The organism is Pseudomonas frederiksbergensis, assembly GCF_000802155.2.
In the GTDB taxonomy this organism is placed as follows: Bacteria; Pseudomonadota; Gammaproteobacteria; order Pseudomonadales; family Pseudomonadaceae; genus Aquipseudomonas; species Aquipseudomonas frederiksbergensis_A.
Genome location: NZ_JQGJ02000014.1, coordinates 97,499 through 120,240 on the forward strand (window position 1 = coordinate 97,499; position 22,742 = coordinate 120,240).

The window sequence follows — 22,742 nt, forward strand, 5'->3', positions numbered from 1 at the left end:
CCTGACGAGCGAAAAGCCGTTACTATAAGCGCCTCTTTGCCTGCCTTGCCATGGACACCATGACCGAGAACGACTATCTGATTGCCTGGGGCCTGTACGCCTTCGCCGCCCTGGGTTGCCTCCTGGTATGGATGCGCATGACCCGCTTCATGTGGCGCTGGTTGCGCGAGCCGCTGCGGTTGCTGATGGCGGTGTTGCTGTTCAGCCCCACCATCGTCGACCCGGTGAAGGAAAAGGTCGCCCCGGCCTTGGCCATCGTCGCCCTGGACGTGTTGTTCAAGGTGGGCAACAACGTATGGCGCGCCGCGTCCGACTTGCTCATGTACGCCATGATCGCCTTCGGCTTGTATCTGATCGTGGTGCTGATCCGCTTGCCCATCGAACGCGCTGCCAAGGCTCGCAAGGAACGCGCCGCCGCCGCGAAAGCCGCCGCTGCTGCCGAGCCTGACGACGAGCCGCCGTTCGGTGTGGCTGGTGACGACCGTTACGGCCGTCCACCCGTGCCGAGCAACCCCCAGCGTTCGCGTATCGAACCGCGCCTGTAACCGGGCTGCCCCATCCAACGAGGGTTCGAGCATGTGTGAATTATTGGGCATGAGCGCCAATGTGCCGACCGACATCGTGTTCAGCTTCACCGGGCTGATGCAGCGCGGAGGCAAGACCGGGCCGCATCGCGACGGTTGGGGTATCGCTTTCTATGAAGGCCGTGGCCTGCGGCTGTTCCAGGACCCCGCTGCCAGCAGCGAATCGGAAGTGGCGAACCTGGTGCAGCGTTATCCGATCAAGAGCGAAGTGGTGATCGGGCACATCCGCCAGGCCAACGTCGGCAAGGTCTGCCTGTCCAACACGCACCCGTTCGTGCGTGAGTTATGGGGCCGCAACTGGTGTTTTGCCCACAACGGCCAGCTCGCCGATTTCCAGCCGGGCGTGAGCTTCTACCGCCCGGTGGGCGACACCGACAGCGAAGCGGCCTTCTGCGACCTGCTCAACCGCGTGCGCCAGGCCTTCCCCGAGCCGGTGGAGGTGGAGCGGTTGCTGCCGTCGCTGGTCGAGGCCTGCTCCGAATACCGCAGCAAAGGTGTGTTCAATTGCCTGCTCAGCGATGGCGACTGGCTGTTCTGCTATTGCTCGACCAAACTGGCCCAGATCACCCGTCGCGCGCCATTCGGCCCGGCGAGGCTCAAGGATGTGGACGTTATCGTCGATTTCCAGGCGGAAACCACGCCCAACGATGTGGTCACGGTGATCGCCACCGAACCCTTGACCGAAAACGAAACCTGGACCCGCTATGAACCGGGCCAATGGAGCCTGTGGCGACGCGGCGAATGCGTCAGCCACGGCCGGACCGAATAAGGACGTCACGTTATGTTGCTCAGTTATCTACGGTTGGTGCTGTTCGCGGTGGGCTTGCTGGTGGGGGTCCAGGTGCCGGGGTTCATCAATGATTACGCCAAGCGGGTCGAGGCTCACCTGATCGAGGCGCAAACCGGTCTCCAGGGGTTCCAGGGCACCGCCAATCAATTCTTCAAGGGTGACATGCAGGCCTTGGTGGCCCATTACCGCGCCAGCGAAGACCCGATCTTTCGCAGTGACGCCGACAGCCTGAACACCTTGCTCGTGCGCCAGCAGGCACTGGACAAGCAGTTCCAGGCGATGCAAGGCCCGTGGTACATCCGCCTGTTGCAAGTGGCGCTGGCCGCCGATCCGGACATCCGCAAGGAGACCTGGAACGGCTACAGCTACCAGATCCTGCTGACTCCCGAAGCAATGATCTGGGGCATCAGCGGTGCGATGTTGCTGTCGTTCGGCCTGGAATGCCTGTTCCGCCTGATCGACTGGGTGGTATTGGGCGGCAAGCGCCTGCGCCAGGGCCGGCCGATCGAAGAGCGCGACCTGCGCGGGCTCTGACTCGATGGATCAGTGAGCTTGCTGTAGTGAGGGAGCAAGCTCCCTCATCACAAGAGCGGTCCGCTATCCTGGCGATGTACCGTCCAATCAAATTTTTCTTATGACCCGGCCAAGGTTTTATTCGTTGGACGAGATCGGCTGCGCGCTCAAGAATCGGGGCAACGGTCTCCACGTCTGCGTCGTCGAGACTCACAACAATAAAACCGTGGAGAACCACCATGAGTGCACCCGACACGCTCGGCGTCCCCCAACCCCAGGCCCGGTCCGGCCCGTTCGATTGGTACCGCAACATCAACCAGCAGGAACGTCGCACCTTCTGGAGCTGCAAGATCGGTTACGCCCTGGACGGCATGGACACGCAAATGCTCAGTTTCGTGGTGCCGACCCTGATTGCGATGTGGGGCATCACTACTGGCCAGGCAGGCCTGATCCACACCAGTACCTTGATCGCGTCGGCCATCGGCGGCTGGGTGGCGGGCATTCTCTCCGACCGCATTGGCCGGGTCCGTACCCTGCAACTGACGGTGCTGTGGTTCGCGTTCTTCACCTTCCTGTGCGGCTTTGCCCAGAACTACGAACAATTGTTGATCGCACGAACCTTGATGGGCTTCGGTTTCGGCGGCGAATGGACGGCCGGTGCGGTGTTGATGGGCGAAGTCATTCGCGCCAAGGACCGCGGTAAAGCGGTGGGCATGGTGCAATCGGGTTGGGCGCTGGGCTGGGGCATGACCGCGATCCTGTATGCGCTGCTGTTCTCGGTGTTGCCGCCGGAAGACGCCTGGCGCGCACTGTTCATCCTCGGCATCGTGCCAGCGGTGTTCGTGATTTTTGTCCGCCGGTTGGTCAAGGATCCGGAGGTCTACAACCAGACAAAGGCACGGCTGACGCCGGAAAATCCGGCGAAGTTCTACGAGATTTTTGCCCCTGGGATTCTCTTCACCACCCTGCGTGCCTCGCTGCTGACCACCGGTGCCCTGGGCGGTTACTACGCGATCACGTCCTGGCTGCCGACTTTTCTCAAGAACGAGCGTGGCCTGAGCGTCCTGGGCACCGGCGGCTACCTGGCGATGGTGATCGTCGGGTCGTATGTGGGTTACGTCATCAGCGCATACCTGTCGGACATCCTCGGGCGCAAGAAGAACTTCGTCCTGTACGCCATCGGTTCGTTCACCATCGTCCTGCTGTACACCCAAGTGCCGGTGAGCAATAACGTGATGCTCTGGTTGGGCTTTCCCCTGGGCTTTTTCGCTTCGGGGATGTTCAGCGGCATGGGCTCGTTCCTCACCGAACTGTTTCCCACGCGCATTCGGGGGTCGGGCCAGGGCTTCTGCTACAACATCGGCCGGGCAGTGGCGGCGCTGTTCCCACTGTTGATCGGTATCCTGAGCCAGAAAGTACCGTTGAGCGTGGGTATCGGCGCGTTCGCGGCGGTGTCCTACGGCGTGGTGATACTGGCGGCGCTGAGTCTGCCGGAAACCCAAGGCAAGCAGTTGGAAGCCGAGTAACTGATAACCTGTGGGATGCAAATCCCACGGTCTAAGAAGAAAGAACCTACAGGAGCGTTCACCGTGAACCGCCTGCTACTGAATTGCGATATCGGCGAAAGCTTCGGCAGCTGGACCATGGGTCTGGACGCCGAAGTGATGCCCTTCATCGATTGCGCCAACATTGCCTGCGGCTTCCATGCCGGCGACCCGAGCATCATGCGCAAGACCGTCAGCCTGGCCCTGAGCCACGGCGTACAGATCGGCGCGCATCCTGCCTATCAGGACCTGGCGGGCTTCGGCCGCCGTTCCATGGCCTATGGCGCCCAGGAACTGCAAGACTTGCTGCACTATCAGATCGGCGCCCTCGACGGTATCTGCCGAGCCCAGGGCGGGCGCGTCAGCTACGTCAAGCCCCATGGGGCGATGTACAACGACATGATGGCCAACCCGGCGCAACTGCGCGCGGTGATCCAGGCCGTCGCGGCGTACGACCGGCACCTGCCGTTGATGCTCATGGCGACCCGGGACAACCACGCCGCCCAGGCCTTGGGCGACGAGTACGGCGTGACCCTGTGGTTCGAAGCCTTCGCCGATCGCGCTTATGACAGTGCCGGCCGCCTGGTTTCACGGCAAGCGCCGGGCGCGGTGCACCATGACCCCGAAATCATCATCGAGCAGGCGTTGACCATCGCCCGTGGCGATGCCTTGACCGCCAGCGACGGCAGTGTCTTGCACCTGAAGGCCAACACCTTGTGCGTGCACGGTGACAACGCCAGCTCCGTGGCGGCCGTGCAACGCATCCGCGAAGCCCTGGACCGGCAGAGTGCGCCATGAAGCCACGGGTGGAGGTGGTGGCGGTGGACTGCCTGATGGTGCGTCTGTTCGATGGGATCGCCGAGGCCAACATGCCGTGGATGCTCGCCGCCAGCGAACGCCTGCGAGCGGTGTTTGCCGAGCGTTTGATCGACCTGGTCCCGTCCTACACGACATTGATGGTGCATTATGATTTGCTCGCCCTGAACCCGGTCCAGGCGCGCGAATTGATCGACGAGGCGCTGCATAACCTGTCACCGGATGCCCGGTCCGCCGGCCAATGCCACGTGCTGCCGGTGTGGTACGACGCCAGTGTCGGGCCGGAGTTGGGCCTGCTGGCGAGTCGCAGCGGGCTGACGGTGGAGCAGGTGATTCGTCAACACAGCGAGCGCGAATACCAAGTGTTTGCCTTGGGCTTCGCGCCTGGCTTTGCCTTCATGGGGTTGGTGGATGAAGCACTGGCCGCCCCACGCCTCGACACGCCGCGCAAACGCGTAGCTGCGGGCAGCGTCGGGATTGCCGAGCGCCAGACCGCGGCGTATCCGGTGATGTCGCCCGGTGGCTGGAACCTGATCGGGCGCACGCCGACCAGACTGTTCGATCGCGAGCGCGATGGCTACAGCCTGATGCAACCCGGCGACACGGTGCGTTTTGCTCCCGTGGATCACGCCGAATTCATTGCCTTGGGTGGCGACGACACACCGTTGGAGGCCCAGGCATGAGCCGGTTGTTGATCGAGGCCAGCACCCCGCTGTGCCTGTTGCAGGACGCCGGCCGGTTCGGCGTGAGGCACCTGGGCGTGACCCAGGGCGGCGCGGCGGATTGGTTGTCGATGGCATGGGCCAACTGGATGCTCGGCAATGACCTGGACGCGGCGGTGGTGGAGATCACCCTGGGTGGCTTTACCGTGGTGGCCGAAGATGATTGTGTGCTGGCGCTGGCCGGGGCGGACCTGGGGGCGCGGATAGACGGCCAGGGCGTGGCATCGTGGCGTTTCTTCAGCTTGCGCAAAGGCCAGGTGCTGGCTCTCACTCAACCCGTGCTCGGTGCCCGGGCCTATCTGGCGGCCCCCGGTGGTTTTGATGCGCCTGCGGTATTGGGCAGTCGGGCGACCGTGGTGCGGGAGGAACTCGGTGGCCTCGATGGGCGGGGGCGGGCGCTCTGTCGCGGCGAGCATTTGAGCTATTCAGGCCCGGCGACACCGCGGCCCATGCCGCATGTGCGAATTCCAGATTTCCAGCAAGCGCAGCCGCTGGACCTGATCCTCGGCGCGCAGAATGGCGCATTCAGCGGACGCAGCCTCTTCGATGCGTTCAACACTGCGTGGACGCTGGACAGTCGCGCCGACCGCATGGGTATGCGGTTACTGGGCACAGCGTTGGAATATCAGGGGCCGGCGATGATCTCCGAGGGTATTCCGCTCGGTGCCGTGCAGGTGCCGCCGGACGGCCAGCCGATCGTGCTGCTCAATGATCGGCAAACCATTGGCGGATATCCACGCCTGGGTGCGTTGACGCCGCTGTCCCTGGCCCGGCTGGCGCAATGCCTGCCGGGGGCGCAGGTGCGGTTGCGGCCGGTGGTGCAGGCGGTTGCGCATCGGCAACAGGTGGAGTGTTTGCAGGTGTTTTCCAAGCGCTGACAGCTTCGCGAGCAAGCCCGCTTCCACAAGGAATCTACTGTGCGACGCAGATCCAGTGTGGGGCTTGCTCGCGAAGAAGCCCTTACAGGCACCGGAAGACTTTATTTGGAAAGAAACCGCATCCCTTCCTCCAACCCCCGCAACGTCAGCGGATACATGCGGTCTTCCACCAATTCGCGCACGATGTTGGTCGAGGCGGTGTAGCCCCAGGTGTCCTTGGGGTACGGGTTGATCCAGATGAGCTTCTTGTACTTCTCCATGAAGCGCTGCATCCACACATAACCGGCTTCTTCGTTCCAGTGCTCGACGCTGCCGCCGGCCTGGGTGATTTCATAAGGCGCCATGGCAGCGTCGCCGATGAAGATCACTTTGTAGTCGGCGCCGTACTTGTGCAGCAAGTCCTGGGTCGAGGTGCGTTCCGAAGTGCGGCGCAGGTTGTTCTTCCACACCGATTCGTAGACGAAGTTGTGGAAGTAGAAGTACTCCAGATGCTTGAACTCGGTCTTGCAGGCCGAAAACAGTTCTTCGCAGATCTTCACGTGGGCATCCATCGAGCCACCGATGTCGAACAGCAGCAACAACTTGACGGTGTTGCGGCGCTCCGGGCGCATCTGGATGTTCAAGAGCCCGGCGTCCCGGGCGGTGTGGTCGATGGTGCCGTCGATGTCCAACTCTTCGGCCGCACCCTGGCGGGCGAACTTGCGCAAGCGGCGCAGGGCGATCTTGATGTTACGGGTGCCCAACTCCACCTGGTCGTCGAGGTTCTTGTATTCGCGCTGGTCCCAGACCTTCACGGCCTTGCCCTGGCGCTTGCCGGCGTCGCCGACCCGAATGCCTTCGGGGTTGAAACCGCCGGAGCCGAATGGGCTGGTGCCGCCGGTGCCGATCCACTTGTTGCCCCCGGCGTGACGTTCCTTCTGTTCTTCCAGGCGCTTCTTGAATTCTTCGATCAGCTTGTCCAGGCCGCCCAGGGATTGGATCTGCGCCCGTTCCTCGTCGGTCAACGAGCGCTCGAATTCCTTGCGCAGCCAGTCCTCGGGAATCAGCGCCTGGAGGTGATCGTCGAGTTTCTCCAGGCCGTTGAAGTAGGCGGCAAACGCCCGGTCGAACTTGTCGAAATGCCGTTCGTCCTTCACCAGGATCGCCCGGGACAGGTAATAGAACTCGTCCATGTCGGCGAAGATCACCCGCTGTTTAAGCGCGTTGATCAGGTCCAGCAGTTCACGCACCGACACGGGCACCTTGGCGGCGCGCATCTCATTGAACAGGTTAAGCAGCATGGCAATCGCCCTCGCTCTTGTTAAACGAAGAGGATCAGCGGGTGCCGCGACGGCTCATGAACGCCAGGCGCTCAAGCAGCTGCACATCCTGTTCGTTCTTGACCAGGGCGCCGGCCAGCGGTGGAATGGCCTTGGTCGGATCACGCTCGCGCAGCACCGCTTCGCCGATGTTGTCGGCCATCAGCAGCTTGAGCCAGTCCACCAGTTCGGAAGTGGAAGGTTTTTTCTTCAGGCCCGGCACCTTGCGAACGTCGAAGAACACGTCCAGCGCTTCGCTGACCAAGTCCTTCTTAATGTCCGGGTAATGCACATCGACGATTTTTTGCAGGGTGACGCGGTCGGGGAAGGCGATGTAGTGGAAGAAGCAGCGGCGCAGGAAGGCGTCCGGCAGTTCTTTTTCGTTGTTGGAGGTAATAATGATGATCGGGCGCTGCTTGGCCTTGATGGTTTCGTCGGTCTCGTAGACGTAGAACTCCATCTTGTCGAGTTCCTGCAGCAGGTCGTTGGGGAACTCGATGTCGGCCTTGTCGATTTCGTCGATCAGCAGGATCACCCGCTCCTCGGACTCGAACGCTTCCCAGAGCTTGCCCTTCTTCAGGTAGTTGCGCACGTCATGGACCTTGTCCACGCCCAACTGCGAGTCTCGCAGGCGGCTGACCGCGTCGTACTCGTACAGGCCTTGGTGGGCCTTGGTGGTGGACTTGATGTGCCAGGTGATCAGGCGCGCGCCGAAGGACTCGGCCAATTGTTCGGCGAGCATGGTCTTGCCGGTGCCCGGCTCGCCCTTGACCAGCAGCGGCCGTTCCAGGGTGATGGCGGCGTTCACGGCCAGTTTCAGGTCATCGGTGGCCACGTAGGCGCTGGTGCCTTCGAACTTCATCTGCAATTTCCTCGAACGTGTCGTCGGCCCGGCGAGGCGGGGCGCGCGAAATAAATAGCGTGCCCGACTATACCGCGAGGCCCCGCCGACTGTGAACGCAGACGCTGTATTCAGTCTCTGAATGGGGCGTCACATGTTGACTCAGTCTCGGCGCCTTGCCAGCATTTCGTATCGCCAATTTGGCGATACATTCGATGGCATGTCTACTGCGCTGGAAGATCGGCGCCAAACCTAATCCTTTGAGGGCGGCGGCTGCTCGTAGCGGGCATTGAAGGCCTGGACGAAACCGTTGCGCAGGATCTGCAGGAAAGCTTCGAAGGCGCTGATGTCCTGCTGGTGGACATTGCCGCTGAGTTCCACCCGGGTGGCGAATTGGTTCTTGCGTTGGTTCTTGAGGGCCGTTTCGCCTGCGCCGACCAGGGCTTCCCAGACCGAGCGGAAGATGTTCTTGTTATGGTTTTCCACGTCCTGCTGCCAGTCGAACACGTCGACATCACGCAGCAGTGGCTTGATGTAGCCGCTGAGCTTGGCGTTGTCGGCTTCGGCCTCGACCACCAGGTCGCCATGGCCGGCATTGAAATCGAATTTGCCATAGGCCGCGGCGAAATCATTCAGGCGCTTGAGTTCGATGTTCGTCGCCCGAAGGCGGAAATCGAAGTCTTCGAAATTGCTCAGGGGGTCGAAGGTGGCTTGCATCTCCAGGGGCGCATGTTCGGCCACCAGGGCCTTGCCTTCAAAGCGGGCGTCGCGCTTGCCTTCGGTGTCGACCACATTGGTCAGGTTGTAGAAACTGGCGTTGACGTCGGTGGCCCTCAGGTTGACCGGCGGCTTGGAATTGAAATTGCGAAAGGTGACCTTGCCGTCCCGGATACGCACTTCGTTGAAGGTGATGGGCAGCAGTTTTTCCAGTTGCTCGCGCCAGTTGGTGCCCTGGCCGGTTTGGGAATCCTGCCGGTTGGCGCCGCCATCGACAAAGTTGACTTCGGGACGGGCGAACTCCACTTCCGCCACCACCGCATGGTCATACCACAGCGAGTGCCAGCTCACGGACAGGTCGACCAGCGGAGCATCGACGAATGGCACCGGGACCTTGCCGTCGACCTTGACGATCCTCAGGCCGTTGATCCGATAGGCGCCGCGCCAGAGCGCCAGGTCGACATCGACGACCTGGCCGCGGTAATCGCCCATGTCCGCCAGCTTGTCGTTCAGGTAGTCGCGTACCAGGTAGGGCAAGGCGAAATGCAGGGCCACCAGCAGCGCAACGATGGCGACGAAAGCCCACAGTGGCCAGCTGTATCGACGCTTCATGACAGTAGTCTCCGTTGTTAAAGTCATTGACTCCTGTAACAACTGGAACGTTCGGTGCAACTGGACGCCCTTGGGTAACAGGCTTACCTTTAAGCGCTAAATTCCCTCTGCATTCAAGGACCCGGTCATGAGTCGTATATACGCTGACAACGCCCATTCCATTGGCAATACGCCACTGGTGCAGATCAATCGCATCGCCCCGCGTGGCGTGACCATCCTGGCGAAAATCGAAGGGCGCAACCCGGGTTATTCAGTTAAATGCCGGATTGGCGCCAACATGATCTGGGACGCCGAAAGCACTGGCAAACTCAAGCCGGGCATGACCATCGTCGAACCAACTTCGGGTAATACCGGTATCGGCCTGGCATTCGTGGCCGCCGCCCGTGGCTATAAATTGATGCTGACCATGCCTGCGTCCATGAGCATCGAACGGCGCAAGGTGCTCAAGGCCCTGGGCGCGGAGCTGGTGCTCACCGAGCCCGCCAAGGGCATGAAAGGAGCCATCGAGAAAGCCGCCGAGATCATGGCCAGCGACCCGTCGAAATATTTCATGCCGCAGCAGTTCGACAATCCGGCAAACCCGGCGATCCATGAGAAAACCACTGGCCCGGAAATCTGGAACGATACGGATGGCGCGGTCGACGTGCTGGTCGCGGGCGTGGGCACGGGCGGAACGATTACCGGGGTCTCTCGGTATATCAAGAATACCTGCGGCAAACCGATCCTGTCGGTGGCGGTGGAGCCCGAGGCTTCGCCGGTGATTACCCAGGCGATGGCTGGGCAGGAAATCAAGCCCAGCCCCCACAAGATCCAGGGCATCGGCGCGGGTTTCGTGCCGAAGAACCTCGATTTGTCGATCGTCGATCAGGTCGAGCGGGTGACCGATGAAGAATCCAAGGCCATGGCCCTGCGCTTGATGCAGGAAGAGGGCATCCTGTGCGGTATCTCCTGCGGCGCGGCGATGGCCGTGGCGGCACGCTTGGCGGAAAAGCCGGAAATGCAGGGCAAGACCATCGTGGTGATCCTGCCGGACTCGGGCGAGCGGTACCTGTCGAGCATGCTGTTCAGCGATCTGTTTACCGAGCAGGAGACCCAGCAGTAACCGCAGGCCGGATATGGCGGTAGGCGCCATGTAGCGAGGCACGTTTGAAAGCGCGTCAGCCAAGGTTCAGGTGACGCGTGTTAGAAGGTGATTGTTGCGTTTTACTCAACAGAGAATGTTGCGTCAGACGGTTTTTACCCGGGCCATGGGTGTTTAGCATGGCCCTTGGCTACGTCGGGCAGTTGGCGTTGCGTCAGTGGTTTCGAGAAGGAGCTTTGACATGACCGTTTCGTTTATCGCCAAGTCCTCGGTACTGTTGCTGTTCATGGGCAGTACGCTTTATGTGCATTTACGTGGCAAGGCGCGTTTGCCGGTGTTGCGCCAGTTCGTCAACCATTCGGCGCTGTTCGCCCCTTATAACGCGCTGATGTATCTGTTCTCCGGCGTGCCCTCCAAACCTTACCTGGATCGCAGCCAATTTCCCGAGCTGGATGTGCTCAAGGATAACTGGCAAGTGATCCGCGACGAGGCCATGCACCTGTTCGACGAGGGTTACATTCGGGCTGCCGAGAAAAACAATGACGCCGGTTTCGGCTCGTTTTTCAAGAAAGGCTGGAAGCGTTTCTACCTCAAGTGGTACGACAAACCGCTGCCGTCTGCCGAGTTGTTATGCCCCAGGACGGTCGAGCTGGTCAGCCGGATCCCCAACGTCCGGGGCGCAATGTTTGCCCTGCTGCCGGGTGGCAGCCACCTGAACCCCCATCGAGACCCCTTCGCCGGTTCGTTGCGGTATCACCTGGGGCTGTCCACGCCCAATTCCGAGAATTGTCGGATTTTCGTTGACGGTCAGATCTATGCCTGGCGCGATGGCGAAGACGTCATGTTCGATGAAACCTATGTGCACTGGGTCAAGAACGAAACCCCGCAGACCCGCGTCATCTTGTTTTGTGACGTCGAGCGGCCCTTGAAAAGCCGGCTGATGGCCCGCGTCAACCGCACCATCAGCGCGTTTCTCGGTCGCGCGACCGCGCCGCAAAACCTCGACGACGAACGCGTCGGCGGCATCAACCAGGCCTATGCCTGGAGCAAGTCGTTCAGCGACGGTATCAGCGGTCGGGTCAAGCAATTCAAGCGCAGGCATCCCAAGGCGTATCGGGTGATGCGCCCTGTGCTGGCCGTAGCCGTGCTGACGGCACTGGGTTATTGGTTGTTTGTTTAAACATTGCGTTACACAACGGGCGCTGGTTATAGTCAGCGCTCGGTTTTCGGACCCATCCTCCAAGAGATCGGCTCATGCCTGCATTTCCATTCACCGCGGTCGTGGTTCCAGCGTTCTACGCTGGCGTCGTGCCGTGCGGGAATAGGTCGCCTGAGCAGATCGGTCAATACCCTCCACCTGTCAGTCGCTCACCGGTATACGCCTGCGTATCACCGCCGGGTGTTGGCGTTCAGGGCTGATCGGCAACGGTTGCCGTTCCCTGTGCCCGCCTGAAAAAACGACTGGATTTCAGCTTCGGCTGAGTTGGCTTAATGCCTGACTACAGGTGGTTTTCATGTTTTCCTTTTCCAAAAACGCCTTATTGGCGACGGCTTCCACGAGCCTGTTCGTTCTGCTGTGGAGCAGCGGGGCGATCTTTTCCAAACTGGGCCTGGCCCACGCGTCACCTTTCGCCTTCCTGCTGATCCGTTTTGCCATCGCTTTGTGCGCGCTGGTGCTGTTGATTCCTATGCTGAAGTTCAAGCTCCCCAGCACGGGCAAGGCGATGCTGTACGCGGCAGCGACGGGGTTGGTGTTGTTGGGCGCCTACCAGATTTTCTATCTGCTGGCGCTGCAACTGAACGTCACCCCCGGTGTAATGGCGACGTTGATGGGCGTGCAGCCAATCCTTACCGTGGTGCTCATGGAGCGCCAGCGTTCCTGGCAGCGGATGTTCGGCCTGGCGCTGGGATTGGTGGGGTTGGTCATGGTGGTGTTCCAGGGCATCGGCCTGGCCGGCATGTCCCTGGCGGGCATGCTGTGCGGGTTGCTGGCGCTGGTGAGCATGACGGCAGGCTCCATCATGCAGAAACGCATCACCGACAATCCGCTGGGCACGCTGCCGGTGCAGTACCTTGCCGGGCTCGTGTTGTGCGCGGTGTTCGTGCCGTTCCAGCCGTTTCACTTCGAATACAGCATGGGGTTCTTCGGGCCGGTGCTGTGGATGGGGCTGGTGGTGTCGGTATTGGCGACGCTGTTGCTGTACCGGCTGATTGCCCGGGGCAACCTGGTCAACGTGACCAGCCTGTTCTATCTCGTGCCGGCGGTGACGGCGATCATGGACTACCTGGTGTTCGGCAACCGGTTGGCGTTGTTGAGCTTGCTGGGGATGGTGCTGATCATCGTGGGGTTGGTGTTTGTGTTTCGTAAGAGCCGCTAGCCTATAGGATAGGTATCAGGTAATTGCACTACCGCTTTCGCGAGCAAGCCCGCCCCCACAAGGATTGCGAATAACCTGCGGGAGCGGGCTTGCTCGCGAAGCTTTTCGGCCACGCCAACGGACTACCGGCTAGACACCCCAGGCTTCAACACCAACCACAGCGCTGCTGCAATCAACAACCCGCCATACACATGCGCCATGCCCAACGGCTCATCCAGCAACAACGCGCCCCACAACACGCCGAATGGCGGGATCAGGAAAGTCACGGTCATCGACTTGACCGGGCCGATGGAACTGAGCAGCCGGAAATAAAGGATGTACGCCAGCGCCGTGCACACCAGCCCCAGTCCCAGCAAGGACAGCCAGACGCTCCAACCGCCCCAACTGGCCGGCGGCTGGCTGATGACGCTGTAGCCAAACAGCGGCAGCAAAAACACCGTTGCACCGAACATGCTGCCCAGGGCCGAGAGACGGCTGTCCAAGCCACCTTGATGATCGAGCCAACGCCGGGTGAGGAAACCGGCGAAGCCATAGCAAGTGGTGGCAAGCAGGCAGGCGAGGGCGCCCATCAGCAGTTGCAGGTCGAAGGCCACCGGGCCGGCGCGGGTCAGGATGCCCACGCCGAGCAGTCCCAGGAACACACCACTGACCTTGGCCAGGGTGAGTTTTTCGTTGAAGAACAAACCGCCAATCAACACCCCCATCAGTGGCGTGGTGGCATTGAAAATCGCCGAGTAACCGGCTGGCAGCACCTGGGCAGCCAGCGAATAGAACGTTGCCGGAATCCCCGAGTTGATCAGGCCCAGCAGCATCACCACTTTGAGCTTGCCGCGAAAATTCCAGTCGACACGCATCAGGGCGAGGATGACCAGCAGGCCGACGAAGGCGATGGAAACGCGAAAAAACGCCGTGGGAATCGTCCCAATGACCGGGGCGATGATGCGCATGAATAAAAAACTCGCGCCCCAGATGGCGGCCAGTGACAGCAAGCGCAGGATATCGACGAGGTTCACGAATGTGTCCTTCCTTGATCGGGCCGCAAGTGTCGCCCCGCCCAACACCGATGGCAATGGTTGCGTTGCCGAGGGATTGACCTCTAAGCTCAGTCGCCAATAACAAGCATGACCCGCCGAGGTTTACCCTATGTCGCAGCCATGGCCCGCCACCGATATCGCCCGTTCGATCCTCGACGGTTTCGACGATTATCGTGAGCATTTCCGGCAGATCACCGACGGCGCCCGCGCCCGGTTCGAGCAGGCCCAATGGTTGGAGGCGCAGGCGGCTTCGGCGGCGCGCATCAATCTGTATGAAGAGAAAGTCTTCGAAACCGTTGCCAGGTTGCGCCAGGCCTTCGAGGCCGAAGCCTTGATGGACGTCGGTTGCTGGCCGTTGGTGAAAAGCGCCTATATCAGCTTGATCGACCTGCGTTTTGACGATGAATTGTCGGAGACCTGGTACAACTCGATTTTCTGCGGCCTGTTCAGCCATGACCTGATCAGCGACGGCACCATGTTCATCCACACGACCCGGCCAAGCCTGCGTCGTGCCCGCGCAGCCCAGACCCGCATCTATAAACCCGAAGGACAACTGGACAAGATGCTGGCGGCGATCTTCGCCGATTATCGCTTCAGCGAGGATTACGCCGACCTGCCCGGCGACTTGCAACGCCTCGAAAGCCAACTGCGCGAGAACCTGCCGGACTGGGTCTGCAAGGACCCGGAACTGACCGTCGAGTTGTTTTCCTCGGTGCTTTACCGCAACAAGGGCGCCTACCTGGTGGGGCGCATCTATACCCGTGATGATCAGTGGCCGCTGGTGATCCCGTTCTTGCACCGTGAGGGTCGGGGCATCCAGATCGACGCGCTGATCACTGACGAGGCGCAGGTGTCGATCATCTTCTCGTTCACCCGCTCGTACTTCATGGTGGACGTGCCGGTGCCCGCCGAGTTCATCGGTTTCCTCAAGCGCATCCTGCCGGGCAAGCACATCGCCGAGTTGTACACCTCCATCGGGTTCTACAAACACGGCAAGTCGGAGTTCTACCGGGCCTTGATCAATCACCTGGCGAACACCGACGACCGCTTCATCATGGCGCCGGGCGTGCGTGGCATGGTCATGAGCGTGTTTACGCTGCCGGGCTTCAACACCGTGTTCAAGATCATCAAGGACCGTTTCTCGCCGTCGAAAAACGTCGACCGGGCCACGGTCATCGAGAAGTACCGCCTGGTGAAAAGCGTCGACCGGGTCGGGCGCATGGCCGATACCCAGGAGTTCGCCGACTTCCGTTTTCCCCTGGGCAAGTTCGAGCCGGCCTGCCTGGAGGAGCTGCTGGAGGTGGCGCCTTCCACGGTGTCGGTGGAAGGCGACACCGTGCTGATTCGCCACTGCTGGACCGAGCGTCGGATGACCCCGCTGAACCTGTACCTGGAAAGCGCCAGCGAAGCCCAGGTGCGCGAGGCACTGGAAGATTATGGCCTGGCGATCAAGCAACTGGCGGCCGCCAATATCTTCCCCGGCGACATGTTGCTCAAGAACTTCGGCGTGACCCGCCACGGCCGCGTGGTGTTCTACGACTACGATGAAATCTGCTTCCTCACCGAAGCCAATTTTCGGCACATTCCCCAGCCGCGCACGCCGGAAGATGAAATGGCGTCCGAGCCCTGGTATTCCATCGGGCCGTTGGACGTCTTCCCTGAGGAATTCCCGCCGTTCCTGTTCGCCGACGCGGGGCAGCGCAAGCTGTTCGACCAGTTGCACGGCGAGCTGTACAACGCTGATTACTGGAAAGGCCTGCAAGAGGCGATTCGGGCCGGGAAGGTGATCGACGTGTTCCCGTATCGGCGCAAGGACTTGGACAGCGAATAACTCGGCGGCTGAACGAATTCCCCGTGGCGAGGGAGCTTGCTCCCGCTGGTGTGCGAAGCGCACCCCGGCGATTTGATGGCCGGCATTAAATCCAGGCGCCTGCTTCGCAGTCGAGCGGGAGCAAGCTCCCTCGCCACGAAAGCGCCACCGCGCAGCGTCCTGTGCGCAAATCTGCGACAATCGCCCCCTTGCTCAAACCGACGACCCTTGCGTACCTGATGACTGACCAAGCCCCTGCAATCGACAAACTGCTGAAAAACCTCGACCACGCCATGCTTGCTGACCGCCACCGGTTGCGGCGGCAGTTGCTCGAGCTGCGCAAGAAACCCGACGAGGCCAAGCTGGCCCAATGGGTGGCACGCATGCAGGCGTCGTGCGACCAGGTGCTGGCGCGCAAGGCGAGCGTGCCGTCGATTCGCTACGACGACAACTTGCCGATCGCCGCCAAGCGCGACGAGATCAAAGAGGCGCTGCTCAAGCATCAGGTGCTGATCATTGCCGGCGAAACCGGCTCGGGTAAGACCACCCAGTTGCCGAAGATCTGCCTGGAAATCGGCCGCGGCCAGCAGGGCTTGATCGGCCACACCCAGCCACGCCGCATTGCCGCCCGAAGCGTCGCAAGTCGCGTGGCCGAGGAACTGGCCACGCCGTTGGGGGCGCTGGTGGGTTATCAGGTGCGCTTCGAAGACCAGAGCGACGCCAACACCCTGATCAAGCTGATGACCGACGGCATCCTGCTGGCCGAGACCCAAAACGATCGCTACCTCGAACGCTACGACACGATCATCGTCGACGAAGCCCACGAACGCAGCCTGAACATCGATTTCCTGCTCGGCTACCTCAAGACCCTGCTGCCGCGCCGCCCCGACCTGAAAGTCATCATCACCTCGGCGACCATCGACCTGGAGCGTTTCTCCAAGCACTTCGATGACGCGCCAATCGTCGAAGTCTCGGGCCGCACCTTCCCGGTGGAAACCTGGTATCGCCCGCTGACCCTGGAGCAGGACGAGGAGGGCAACCGGGTCGAGGACGACTTGACCGTCGACCAGGCGATCCTCGCCACCCTCGACGAAATCGCCGCCCATGAGCGCAGCGAACGCCGCAGTCCCGGTGACGTGCTGGTGTTCCTGCCGGGTGAGCGGGAGATTCGCGACGCGGCGGAGATGCTGCGCAAGGCCCAGCTCAAGCACACTGAAATCCTGCCGCTCTATGCACGCTTGTCGCCGGCCGAACAACAACGCATCTTCCAGTCCCACCCGGGCCGTCGCGTGGTGCTGGCGACCAACGTCGCCGAAACCTCGCTCACCGTGCCAGGCATCCGCTACGTGATCGACAGCGGCACCGCGCGCATCAGCCGCTACAGCTATCGCGCCAAGGTCCAGCGCCTGCCCATCGAGGCGATTTCCCAGGCCAGCGCCAACCAGCGCAAGGGCCGCTGCGGGCGGGTCGAGCCGGGGATTTGCGTGCGGCTGTACAGCGAGGAAGATTTCCTCAGCCGGCCCGAATTCACCGATCCGGAAATCCTGCGCACCAACCTGGCGGCGGTGATCCTGCAGATGCTGCACCTGCGCCTCGGCGAGATCACCGATTTCCCGTTCATCGAGCCGCCGGATGGCAAGGCCATCAGCGACGGTTTCAACCTGCTGCAAGAACTCTCGGCGGTGGACCGCAACAGCCAGTTGACGCCGTTGGGTCGGCAGTTGGCGCGCCTGCCGGTGGACCCGCGCATGGGCCGCATGCTGCTGGAAGCGGCAAAATTGGGCAGTCTCCAGGAAGTGCTGATCGTCGCCAGCGCCATGTCGATCCAGGACCCGCGCGAGCGTCCGCCCGAGCGCCAACAGGCCGCCGACCAGGCCCATGCCCAGTGGAAGGACGCGGACTCGGACTTCGCCGGGCTGGTCAATCTATGGCGCGGTTTCGAAGAGCAGCGCCAGGCCCTGACCGCCAACCCGCTGCGCAACTGGTGTCGCAAGAATTTCCTGAATTATCTGCGCCTGCGCGAGTGGCGCGATTCCCATCGCCAGTTGAGCCTGATCTGCCGCGACATGCAGTTGAGCCTCAACAAGGATCCGGCCGACTACCCGAAACTGCACAAGGCCGTACTGTCGGGCCTGTTGAGCCAGATCGGCCAGAAAACCGAAGACGGTGATTACCTCGGCGCTCGCCAGCGACGCTTCTGGGTCCACCCCTCGTCGGGCCTGGGCAAGAAACGCCCGCAGTGGCTGATGACTGCCGAGCTGGTGGAAACCACCAAGCTGTATGCGCGCATGGTGGCCAAGATCGAACCGGACTGGATCGAACCGCTGGCCGGGCATTTGATCAAGAAAAACCACTTCGAACCTCATTGGGAGAAGAAGCGCGGGCAAGTGGTGGCCTATGAGCAGATCACCCTGTTCGGGCTCATCGTCGTGGGTCGCCGGCCGGTGCACTACGGGCCGGTGGACCCGGTGGTGTCCCGTGAGCTGTTCATCCGCGAGGCGCTGGTGCGCGGCGAGATCCAGTCCAAGGCCAAGTGCCTGAGCGCCAACACGCGGTTGCTGGAACAACTCGACGAGCTCGAAGCCAAGGCTCGTCGCCGTGACATCCTCGCGGACGAGGAAACCCTGTTCGCCTTCTACGATGCGCGCCTGCCCGCCGAGATCCACCAGACCGCGACGTTCGACAGTTGGTACCGGATCAACAGCCAGAAAGACCCGCAGTTGCTGGTCATGCGCGAGGAAGATGTGCTGGCCCGCGAGGCGAGCGAGGTAACGGCCAATCAGTATCCCGACACCTTGCGTGTTGGCGACCTGACCTTGCCGTTGAGCTACCACTTCGAGCCCAACCATCCCCGCGACGGCGTGACTTTGCGGGTACCGGCGCCGCTACTGCCGATGCTGCCGCCGGAACGCCTGGAATGGCTGGTGCCAGGGATGATCGAGGCCAAGTGCATCGCCCTGGTGCGCAACCTGCCCAAGGCCTTGCGCAAGAACTTCGTGCCGGTGCCGGACTTCGTCAAGGCGGCGCTGCAACGCATCACGTTTGCCGAGGGCTCGCTGCCTCAATCGCTGGGCCGTGAGCTGTTGCGCATGACCGGCGCGCGGGTCAGTGACGAAGCCTGGGCCGAAGCGGCGCAGCAGGTGGAAAGCCACTTGCGCATGAACCTGGAAATCGTCGATGGCCAGGGCAAGTTCCTCGGCGAGGGGCGAGACCTGGCCGAACTGACGGCGCGGTTTGCCGAAGCCAGCCAGGCGGCATTGGCGGTGCCGCAAACGGCGAAAAACCAGGAACCGGTGGAGGCGAAAGTCTTCGCGCCGGTGGCCGAGAAAACCCAGCAGAAGATCGCCGGCCTGTCGATGACGGTCTACCCGGCGCTGGTGGAAGAGGGCGGCGTGGTCAAGGAAGGGCGCTTCCCGACCCCGGCCGAAGCCGAGTTCCAGCATCGCCGTGCCTTGCAGCGCTTGCTCATGCAGCAACTGGCCGAATCAGCGAAATTCCTCCGTGGCAAGCTGCCGGGTTTGACGGAGTTGGGCCTGCTTTATCGTGAGCTGGGACGTATCGACAGTCTGGTGGAAGACATCCTTCTGACCAGCCTCGACAGTTGCATCCTCGAAGGCGAGCCGAGCCTGCCCCGTGACGGTGCCGCGCTGGCGGCCCTGGCCGAACGCAAGCGCGGCGGCTGGACCGAGCACGCCGAACGCCTGGCGAAGCTGACCCTGGACATCCTCAAGCTCTGGCATGGCCTGCAAAAGCGCTTCAAGGGCAAGATCGACCTGGCCCAGGCCGTGGCGCTGAACGACATCAAGCAACAGCTCAGTCACCTGGTGTATCCAGGCTTCGTGCGGGAGACTCCGCACCAATGGCTCAAGGAGCTGCCGCGCTACCTCAAGGCCATCGAGCAGCGCTTCGAGAAGCTGGGCAGCCAAGTGCAGAAAGATCGGGTCTGGAGTGGCGAACTGTCGAACCTCTGGGCGCAATACCAGGCCCGCGCCAGCAAGCACGCCCAGGAAGGCAAGCGTGACCCGCAACTGGAGCTGTATCGCTGGTGGCTTGAGGAATACCGCGTGTCGCTGTTCGCCCAGCAGCTGGGCACCAAGGTGCCGATTTCCGACAAGCGCCTGGGCAAGCAGTGGGGGTTGGTGGAAGGGTGATCAGATAACTGGACGACACCACATATCCCCGCTCCCACAGGGTTTTGTGTCGTAAGTAAGGGAGAATGGGCCAAACGCCAGCGTTTATGGCAAACTTCGCGCCTATAAATGCCGGTCCCGTGGTTTTGCGCTTCAATGTCACGGGCGGATCGGAATAAAGCGATGCCAGGACTGCTTCCCCCGGATGGGAAAAGTCCCTTTGCGTGTTGGTACGTCGGTGCCAATACTTTCTGCCTGAACAGATCAGAGACACGACCCATGCATAACGTCGTCATCAGCGGCACCGGCCTGTACACCCCGGCCAACAGCATCTCCAACGAAGAGCTGGTGCAATCTTTCAACACCTATGTCGCGCAGTTCAACGCCGACAACGCCGACGCCATCGAGCGTGGCGAAGTCGAGGCATTGACCGAATCCAACGCCGCGTTCATCGAAAAGGCTTCCGGTATCAAGAGCCGCTTTGTCATGGACAAGGACGGTATCCTAGACCCACAACGCATGACCCCACGCCTTCCCGAGCGCTCCAACGACGAATGGTCGGTGCTCTGCGAAATGGCCGTCGGCGCCGCGAAACAAGCCCTTGAGCGCGCCGGCCGTTCCGCCGCCGACATCGACGGGGTGATCGTTGCCTGTTCCAACCTGCAGCGTCCATACCCGGCCATCGCCATCGAAGTCCAGGAAGCCCTGGGCATCGATGGTTTCGGTTTCGACATGAACGTGGCCTGTTCGTCGGCGACATTCGGCATCCAGGCCGCCGCCAACAGCGTGCAGCTGGGCCAGGCTCGGGCAATCCTGATGGTCAATCCGGAAGTGTGCACCGGCCACCTGAACTTCCGCGACCGTGACAGCCACTTCATTTTCGGCGACGCAGCCACCGCCGTGATCATCGAGCGGGCGGACCAGGCGACCTCGCCGTACCAGTTCGACGTGGTCAGCACCAAGCTGCTCACCAAGTTCTCCAACAACATCCGCAACAACTTCGGTTTTCTCAACCGCGCGGCGGAAGAGGGCATCGGCACCCGGGACAAACTGTTCGTCCAGGAAGGCCGCAAGGTGTTCCGCGACGTCTGCCCGATGGTCGCTGAACTGATCGGCGCCCACCTGGAGGAAAACCAGCTGAACGTCGGCGAAGTGAAGCGATTCTGGCTGCATCAGGCCAACTTGAGCATGAACCAGCTGATCGTGCGCAAGCTGTTGGGGCGCGAAGCCACTGAAGAGGAAGCGCCGGTGATCCTCGATCGCTACGCCAACACCAGCTCGGCTGGTTCGGTGATTTCATTCCACATGTACCAGGACGACCTGCCCAGCGGTTCGGTCGCGGTGCTCAGCTCGTTTGGCGCTGGCTACTCGATTGGCAGCGTGATCCTGCGCAAGCGTTGATCCATCGTCCAACGCAATAAAACTCCTGTGGGAGCGAGCAAGCTCGTTCCCACAGTTTTGTGGCATTTTTGTTATTCCCTTTCGAAGTAAAAAGTTCCGCTGTCATAAAATCTTTATGTGATAGCAACTTGCCTGACACACCCCCCCGCCAAGATCCCCTCCCAACACCAGCGGGCCCAGTTCCGCGTGTTTTCTAACGCATAGACTACCAACTAGGGGAATTCTTCGATGATCCGTAAGCACTTCGCAGGTTTTGCCGCCAGCGCTCTGGCAATGGCAGTAACCGCCCAGGCTTTCGCCGGCACCGTGACCACTGACGGCGCCGATATCGTGGTCAAGACCAAGGGCGGCCTGGAGGTCGCTACCACTGACAAAGAGTTCAGCTTCAAGCTCGGCGGTCGTTTGCAGGCTGACTACAGCCAGTTCGACGGTGTGTACACCAATAACGGCAATACCGCCGACGCTGCCTACTTCCGTCGTGCTTTCCTGGAACTGTCCGGCGTGCTGTACACGGATTGGGCGTACACCATCAACTACGATTTCTCTCACAACGCCGGTACCTCGGAAGACGGTTATTTCGACGAAGCGTCCCTGGCCTACAACGGTTTCAAGCCGGTCTCGATCAAGGTGGGCCGTTTTGACCCGGACTTCGGCCTGGAAAAAGCCACCAGTTCCAAGTGGGTTACCGCGCCTGAACGTAACATGGCGTACGATATGGTCGAGTGGGCCAACAGTCATCAGCAAGGGTTGGGCCTGCAGGCCTCCAGTACTTTCGCTGATTCGTTCTATGCCTCCGCTGGGGTGTTCAGCAAGGACAATAACGACACTGACGGCAACAGCATCAAGCAGGCCAACGGTCGTTTCGTATTCGCACCGATGCACGACGCTGGCAACGTGTTGCACTTTGGTGTGAACGTGGCTTCGCGTGATGTATCCGACGCGGTCTTTGACAACCGTTATCGCACCCGTATGGGGATGCGTGGCGTCGAGACCTTCGGTGGCAACGATGCTGGCGGCTCCACCGGTAATGGAAACCGCCCACTCCTGGGTGGCGTTAACAACTCGGCCGCCGGTTCCTACGATACCGACACTGCTTTCGGCCTGGAAGCTGCTTTCGCCATGGGCCCTGCGTCGATCCAGGGTGAGTACGTTACTCGCAAGACCAAGGCTGACAGCGAAGCTTTCGAAGACATCAAAGGCCACGGCTTCTACGTTCAGGGTGCCTACACCCTCACCGGCGAATCGCGCGGTTATAAAGTGGGTAAGTTTGACGCGATCAAACCACAGAACAAGTCTATCGGTGCCTGGGAAATGTTCTATCGCTACGACAGCCTGACTGTTGAAGACGACAACATCACCACTGCTACCGCGACCCGCGATGTGGGCGATGCTGAGGCCAAAGTACATACCCTTGGTGTGAACTGGTACGCCAACGAAGCGGTGAAGATCACCGGCGCATACCTCAAGGCGAAAACCGAAAACGTGACCAACCGCAACGGCGACGACGACGGCGACGGTTTTGTCATGCGCGCCCAGTACGTGTTCTAAATCGTAACCTGATACACCGCTGCACTTTCATCCGTTACAGCTCCT

The 22,742-nt window shown here is 61.3% G+C and carries 18 protein-coding genes; 14 read left to right on the forward strand and 4 right to left on the reverse strand.

Translation table 11 applies throughout. The annotated features are described in order from the left end of the window. Positions 1-50 precede the first annotated feature (50 nt). The 7 genes from JZ00_RS22130 (at position 51) to JZ00_RS22160 (ending at position 5,847) form a co-directional block, all read left to right on the forward strand. Positions 51-545, forward strand: coding sequence for a hypothetical protein (locus JZ00_RS22130; protein ID WP_039593343.1), 495 nt, complete (start codon positions 51-53; stop codon positions 543-545). Positions 546-576: 31 nt separating this feature from the next. Continuing rightward, entirely contained in the window at positions 577-1,353 is a 777-nt protein-coding gene (locus tag JZ00_RS22135; protein WP_039593344.1) for a class II glutamine amidotransferase, read from the forward strand. 12 nt (positions 1,354-1,365) lie between these two features. Continuing rightward, positions 1,366-1,908, forward strand: a complete 543-nt coding sequence (locus JZ00_RS22140; RefSeq protein ID WP_039593345.1) for a DUF2937 family protein — start codon at positions 1,366-1,368, stop codon at positions 1,906-1,908. A 218-nt stretch (positions 1,909-2,126) separates the two neighbouring features. Continuing rightward, on the forward strand, positions 2,127-3,413 hold the full coding sequence (locus tag JZ00_RS22145; protein ID WP_039593346.1) for an MFS transporter: 1,287 nt from the start codon (positions 2,127-2,129) through the stop codon (positions 3,411-3,413). A gap of 63 nt (positions 3,414-3,476) precedes the next feature. After that, entirely contained in the window at positions 3,477-4,229 is a 753-nt protein-coding gene (locus tag JZ00_RS22150) for a 5-oxoprolinase subunit PxpA (protein WP_039593347.1), read from the forward strand. After that, a complete protein-coding gene (gene pxpB / locus JZ00_RS22155) occupies positions 4,226-4,930 on the forward strand; it encodes a 5-oxoprolinase subunit PxpB (protein WP_039593348.1) in 705 nt (234 codons plus the stop codon). The genes JZ00_RS22150 and pxpB overlap by 4 nt, the downstream gene beginning before the upstream one ends. After that, on the forward strand, positions 4,927-5,847 hold the full coding sequence (locus tag JZ00_RS22160; RefSeq protein ID WP_039593349.1) for a 5-oxoprolinase subunit C family protein: 921 nt from the start codon (positions 4,927-4,929) through the stop codon (positions 5,845-5,847). Before pxpB ends, JZ00_RS22160 begins: the two co-directional genes overlap by 4 nt. Before the next feature lie 101 nt (positions 5,848-5,948). On the opposite strand, the gene JZ00_RS22165 is transcribed toward JZ00_RS22160, so the two are convergent. From JZ00_RS22165 to JZ00_RS22175, 3 genes are all read right to left on the reverse strand, one after another. Beyond that, positions 5,949-7,127 (reverse strand): vWA domain-containing protein, encoded by a 1,179-nt coding sequence (locus JZ00_RS22165; protein WP_003198888.1) that lies wholly within the window; start codon positions 7,125-7,127, stop codon positions 5,949-5,951. A 34-nt stretch (positions 7,128-7,161) separates the two neighbouring features. Continuing rightward, positions 7,162-8,007 (reverse strand): AAA family ATPase, encoded by an 846-nt coding sequence (locus JZ00_RS22170; protein ID WP_003184225.1) that lies wholly within the window; start codon positions 8,005-8,007, stop codon positions 7,162-7,164. Positions 8,008-8,238: 231 nt separating this feature from the next. Then, positions 8,239-9,315 carry a DUF748 domain-containing protein gene (locus tag JZ00_RS22175; protein WP_039593350.1) on the reverse strand — a complete coding sequence of 359 codons (1,077 nt, stop codon included), beginning with the start codon at positions 9,313-9,315 and terminating at the stop codon, positions 8,239-8,241. A 127-nt stretch (positions 9,316-9,442) separates the two neighbouring features. Between JZ00_RS22175 and cysK the strand changes: the two genes are divergently transcribed. From cysK to JZ00_RS22190, 3 genes are all read left to right on the forward strand, one after another. Further along, on the forward strand, positions 9,443-10,417 hold the full coding sequence (cysK, locus tag JZ00_RS22180) for a cysteine synthase A (protein ID WP_039593351.1): 975 nt from the start codon (positions 9,443-9,445) through the stop codon (positions 10,415-10,417). Positions 10,418-10,637: 220 nt separating this feature from the next. Continuing rightward, positions 10,638-11,576: an aspartyl/asparaginyl beta-hydroxylase domain-containing protein gene (locus tag JZ00_RS22185; RefSeq protein ID WP_039593352.1), complete on the forward strand. Its 939-nt coding sequence runs from the start codon at positions 10,638-10,640 to the stop codon at positions 11,574-11,576. Positions 11,577-11,910: 334 nt separating this feature from the next. Further along, positions 11,911-12,774: a DMT family transporter gene (locus JZ00_RS22190; RefSeq protein ID WP_039593353.1), complete on the forward strand. Its 864-nt coding sequence runs from the start codon at positions 11,911-11,913 to the stop codon at positions 12,772-12,774. Between the two features lie 122 nt (positions 12,775-12,896). Here JZ00_RS22190 and JZ00_RS22195 read toward each other — a convergent pair whose 3' ends face one another. Next, on the reverse strand, positions 12,897-13,787 hold the full coding sequence (locus tag JZ00_RS22195; RefSeq protein WP_039593354.1) for a DMT family transporter: 891 nt from the start codon (positions 13,785-13,787) through the stop codon (positions 12,897-12,899). A 130-nt stretch (positions 13,788-13,917) separates the two neighbouring features. Between JZ00_RS22195 and aceK the strand changes: the two genes are divergently transcribed. The 4 genes from aceK to JZ00_RS22215 all read left to right on the forward strand — a co-directional run bounded on the left by aceK (position 13,918) and on the right by JZ00_RS22215 (position 22,697). Further along, positions 13,918-15,639 carry a bifunctional isocitrate dehydrogenase kinase/phosphatase gene (gene aceK, locus JZ00_RS22200; protein WP_039593355.1) on the forward strand — a complete coding sequence of 574 codons (1,722 nt, stop codon included), beginning with the start codon at positions 13,918-13,920 and terminating at the stop codon, positions 15,637-15,639. Positions 15,640-15,857: 218 nt separating this feature from the next. Continuing rightward, the gene (gene hrpA, locus JZ00_RS22205; RefSeq protein ID WP_039593356.1) at positions 15,858-19,769 is read left to right on the forward strand and encodes an ATP-dependent RNA helicase HrpA; all 3,912 of its coding nucleotides are present in this window, start codon (positions 15,858-15,860) and stop codon (positions 19,767-19,769) included. A gap of 258 nt (positions 19,770-20,027) precedes the next feature. After that, positions 20,028-21,149, forward strand: a complete 1,122-nt coding sequence (locus JZ00_RS22210) for a beta-ketoacyl-ACP synthase III (protein WP_039593357.1) — start codon at positions 20,028-20,030, stop codon at positions 21,147-21,149. A gap of 228 nt (positions 21,150-21,377) precedes the next feature. Beyond that, positions 21,378-22,697, forward strand: a complete 1,320-nt coding sequence (locus tag JZ00_RS22215) for an OprO/OprP family phosphate-selective porin (RefSeq protein ID WP_039593358.1) — start codon at positions 21,378-21,380, stop codon at positions 22,695-22,697. The last annotated feature ends 45 nt before the right edge of the window (positions 22,698-22,742 follow it).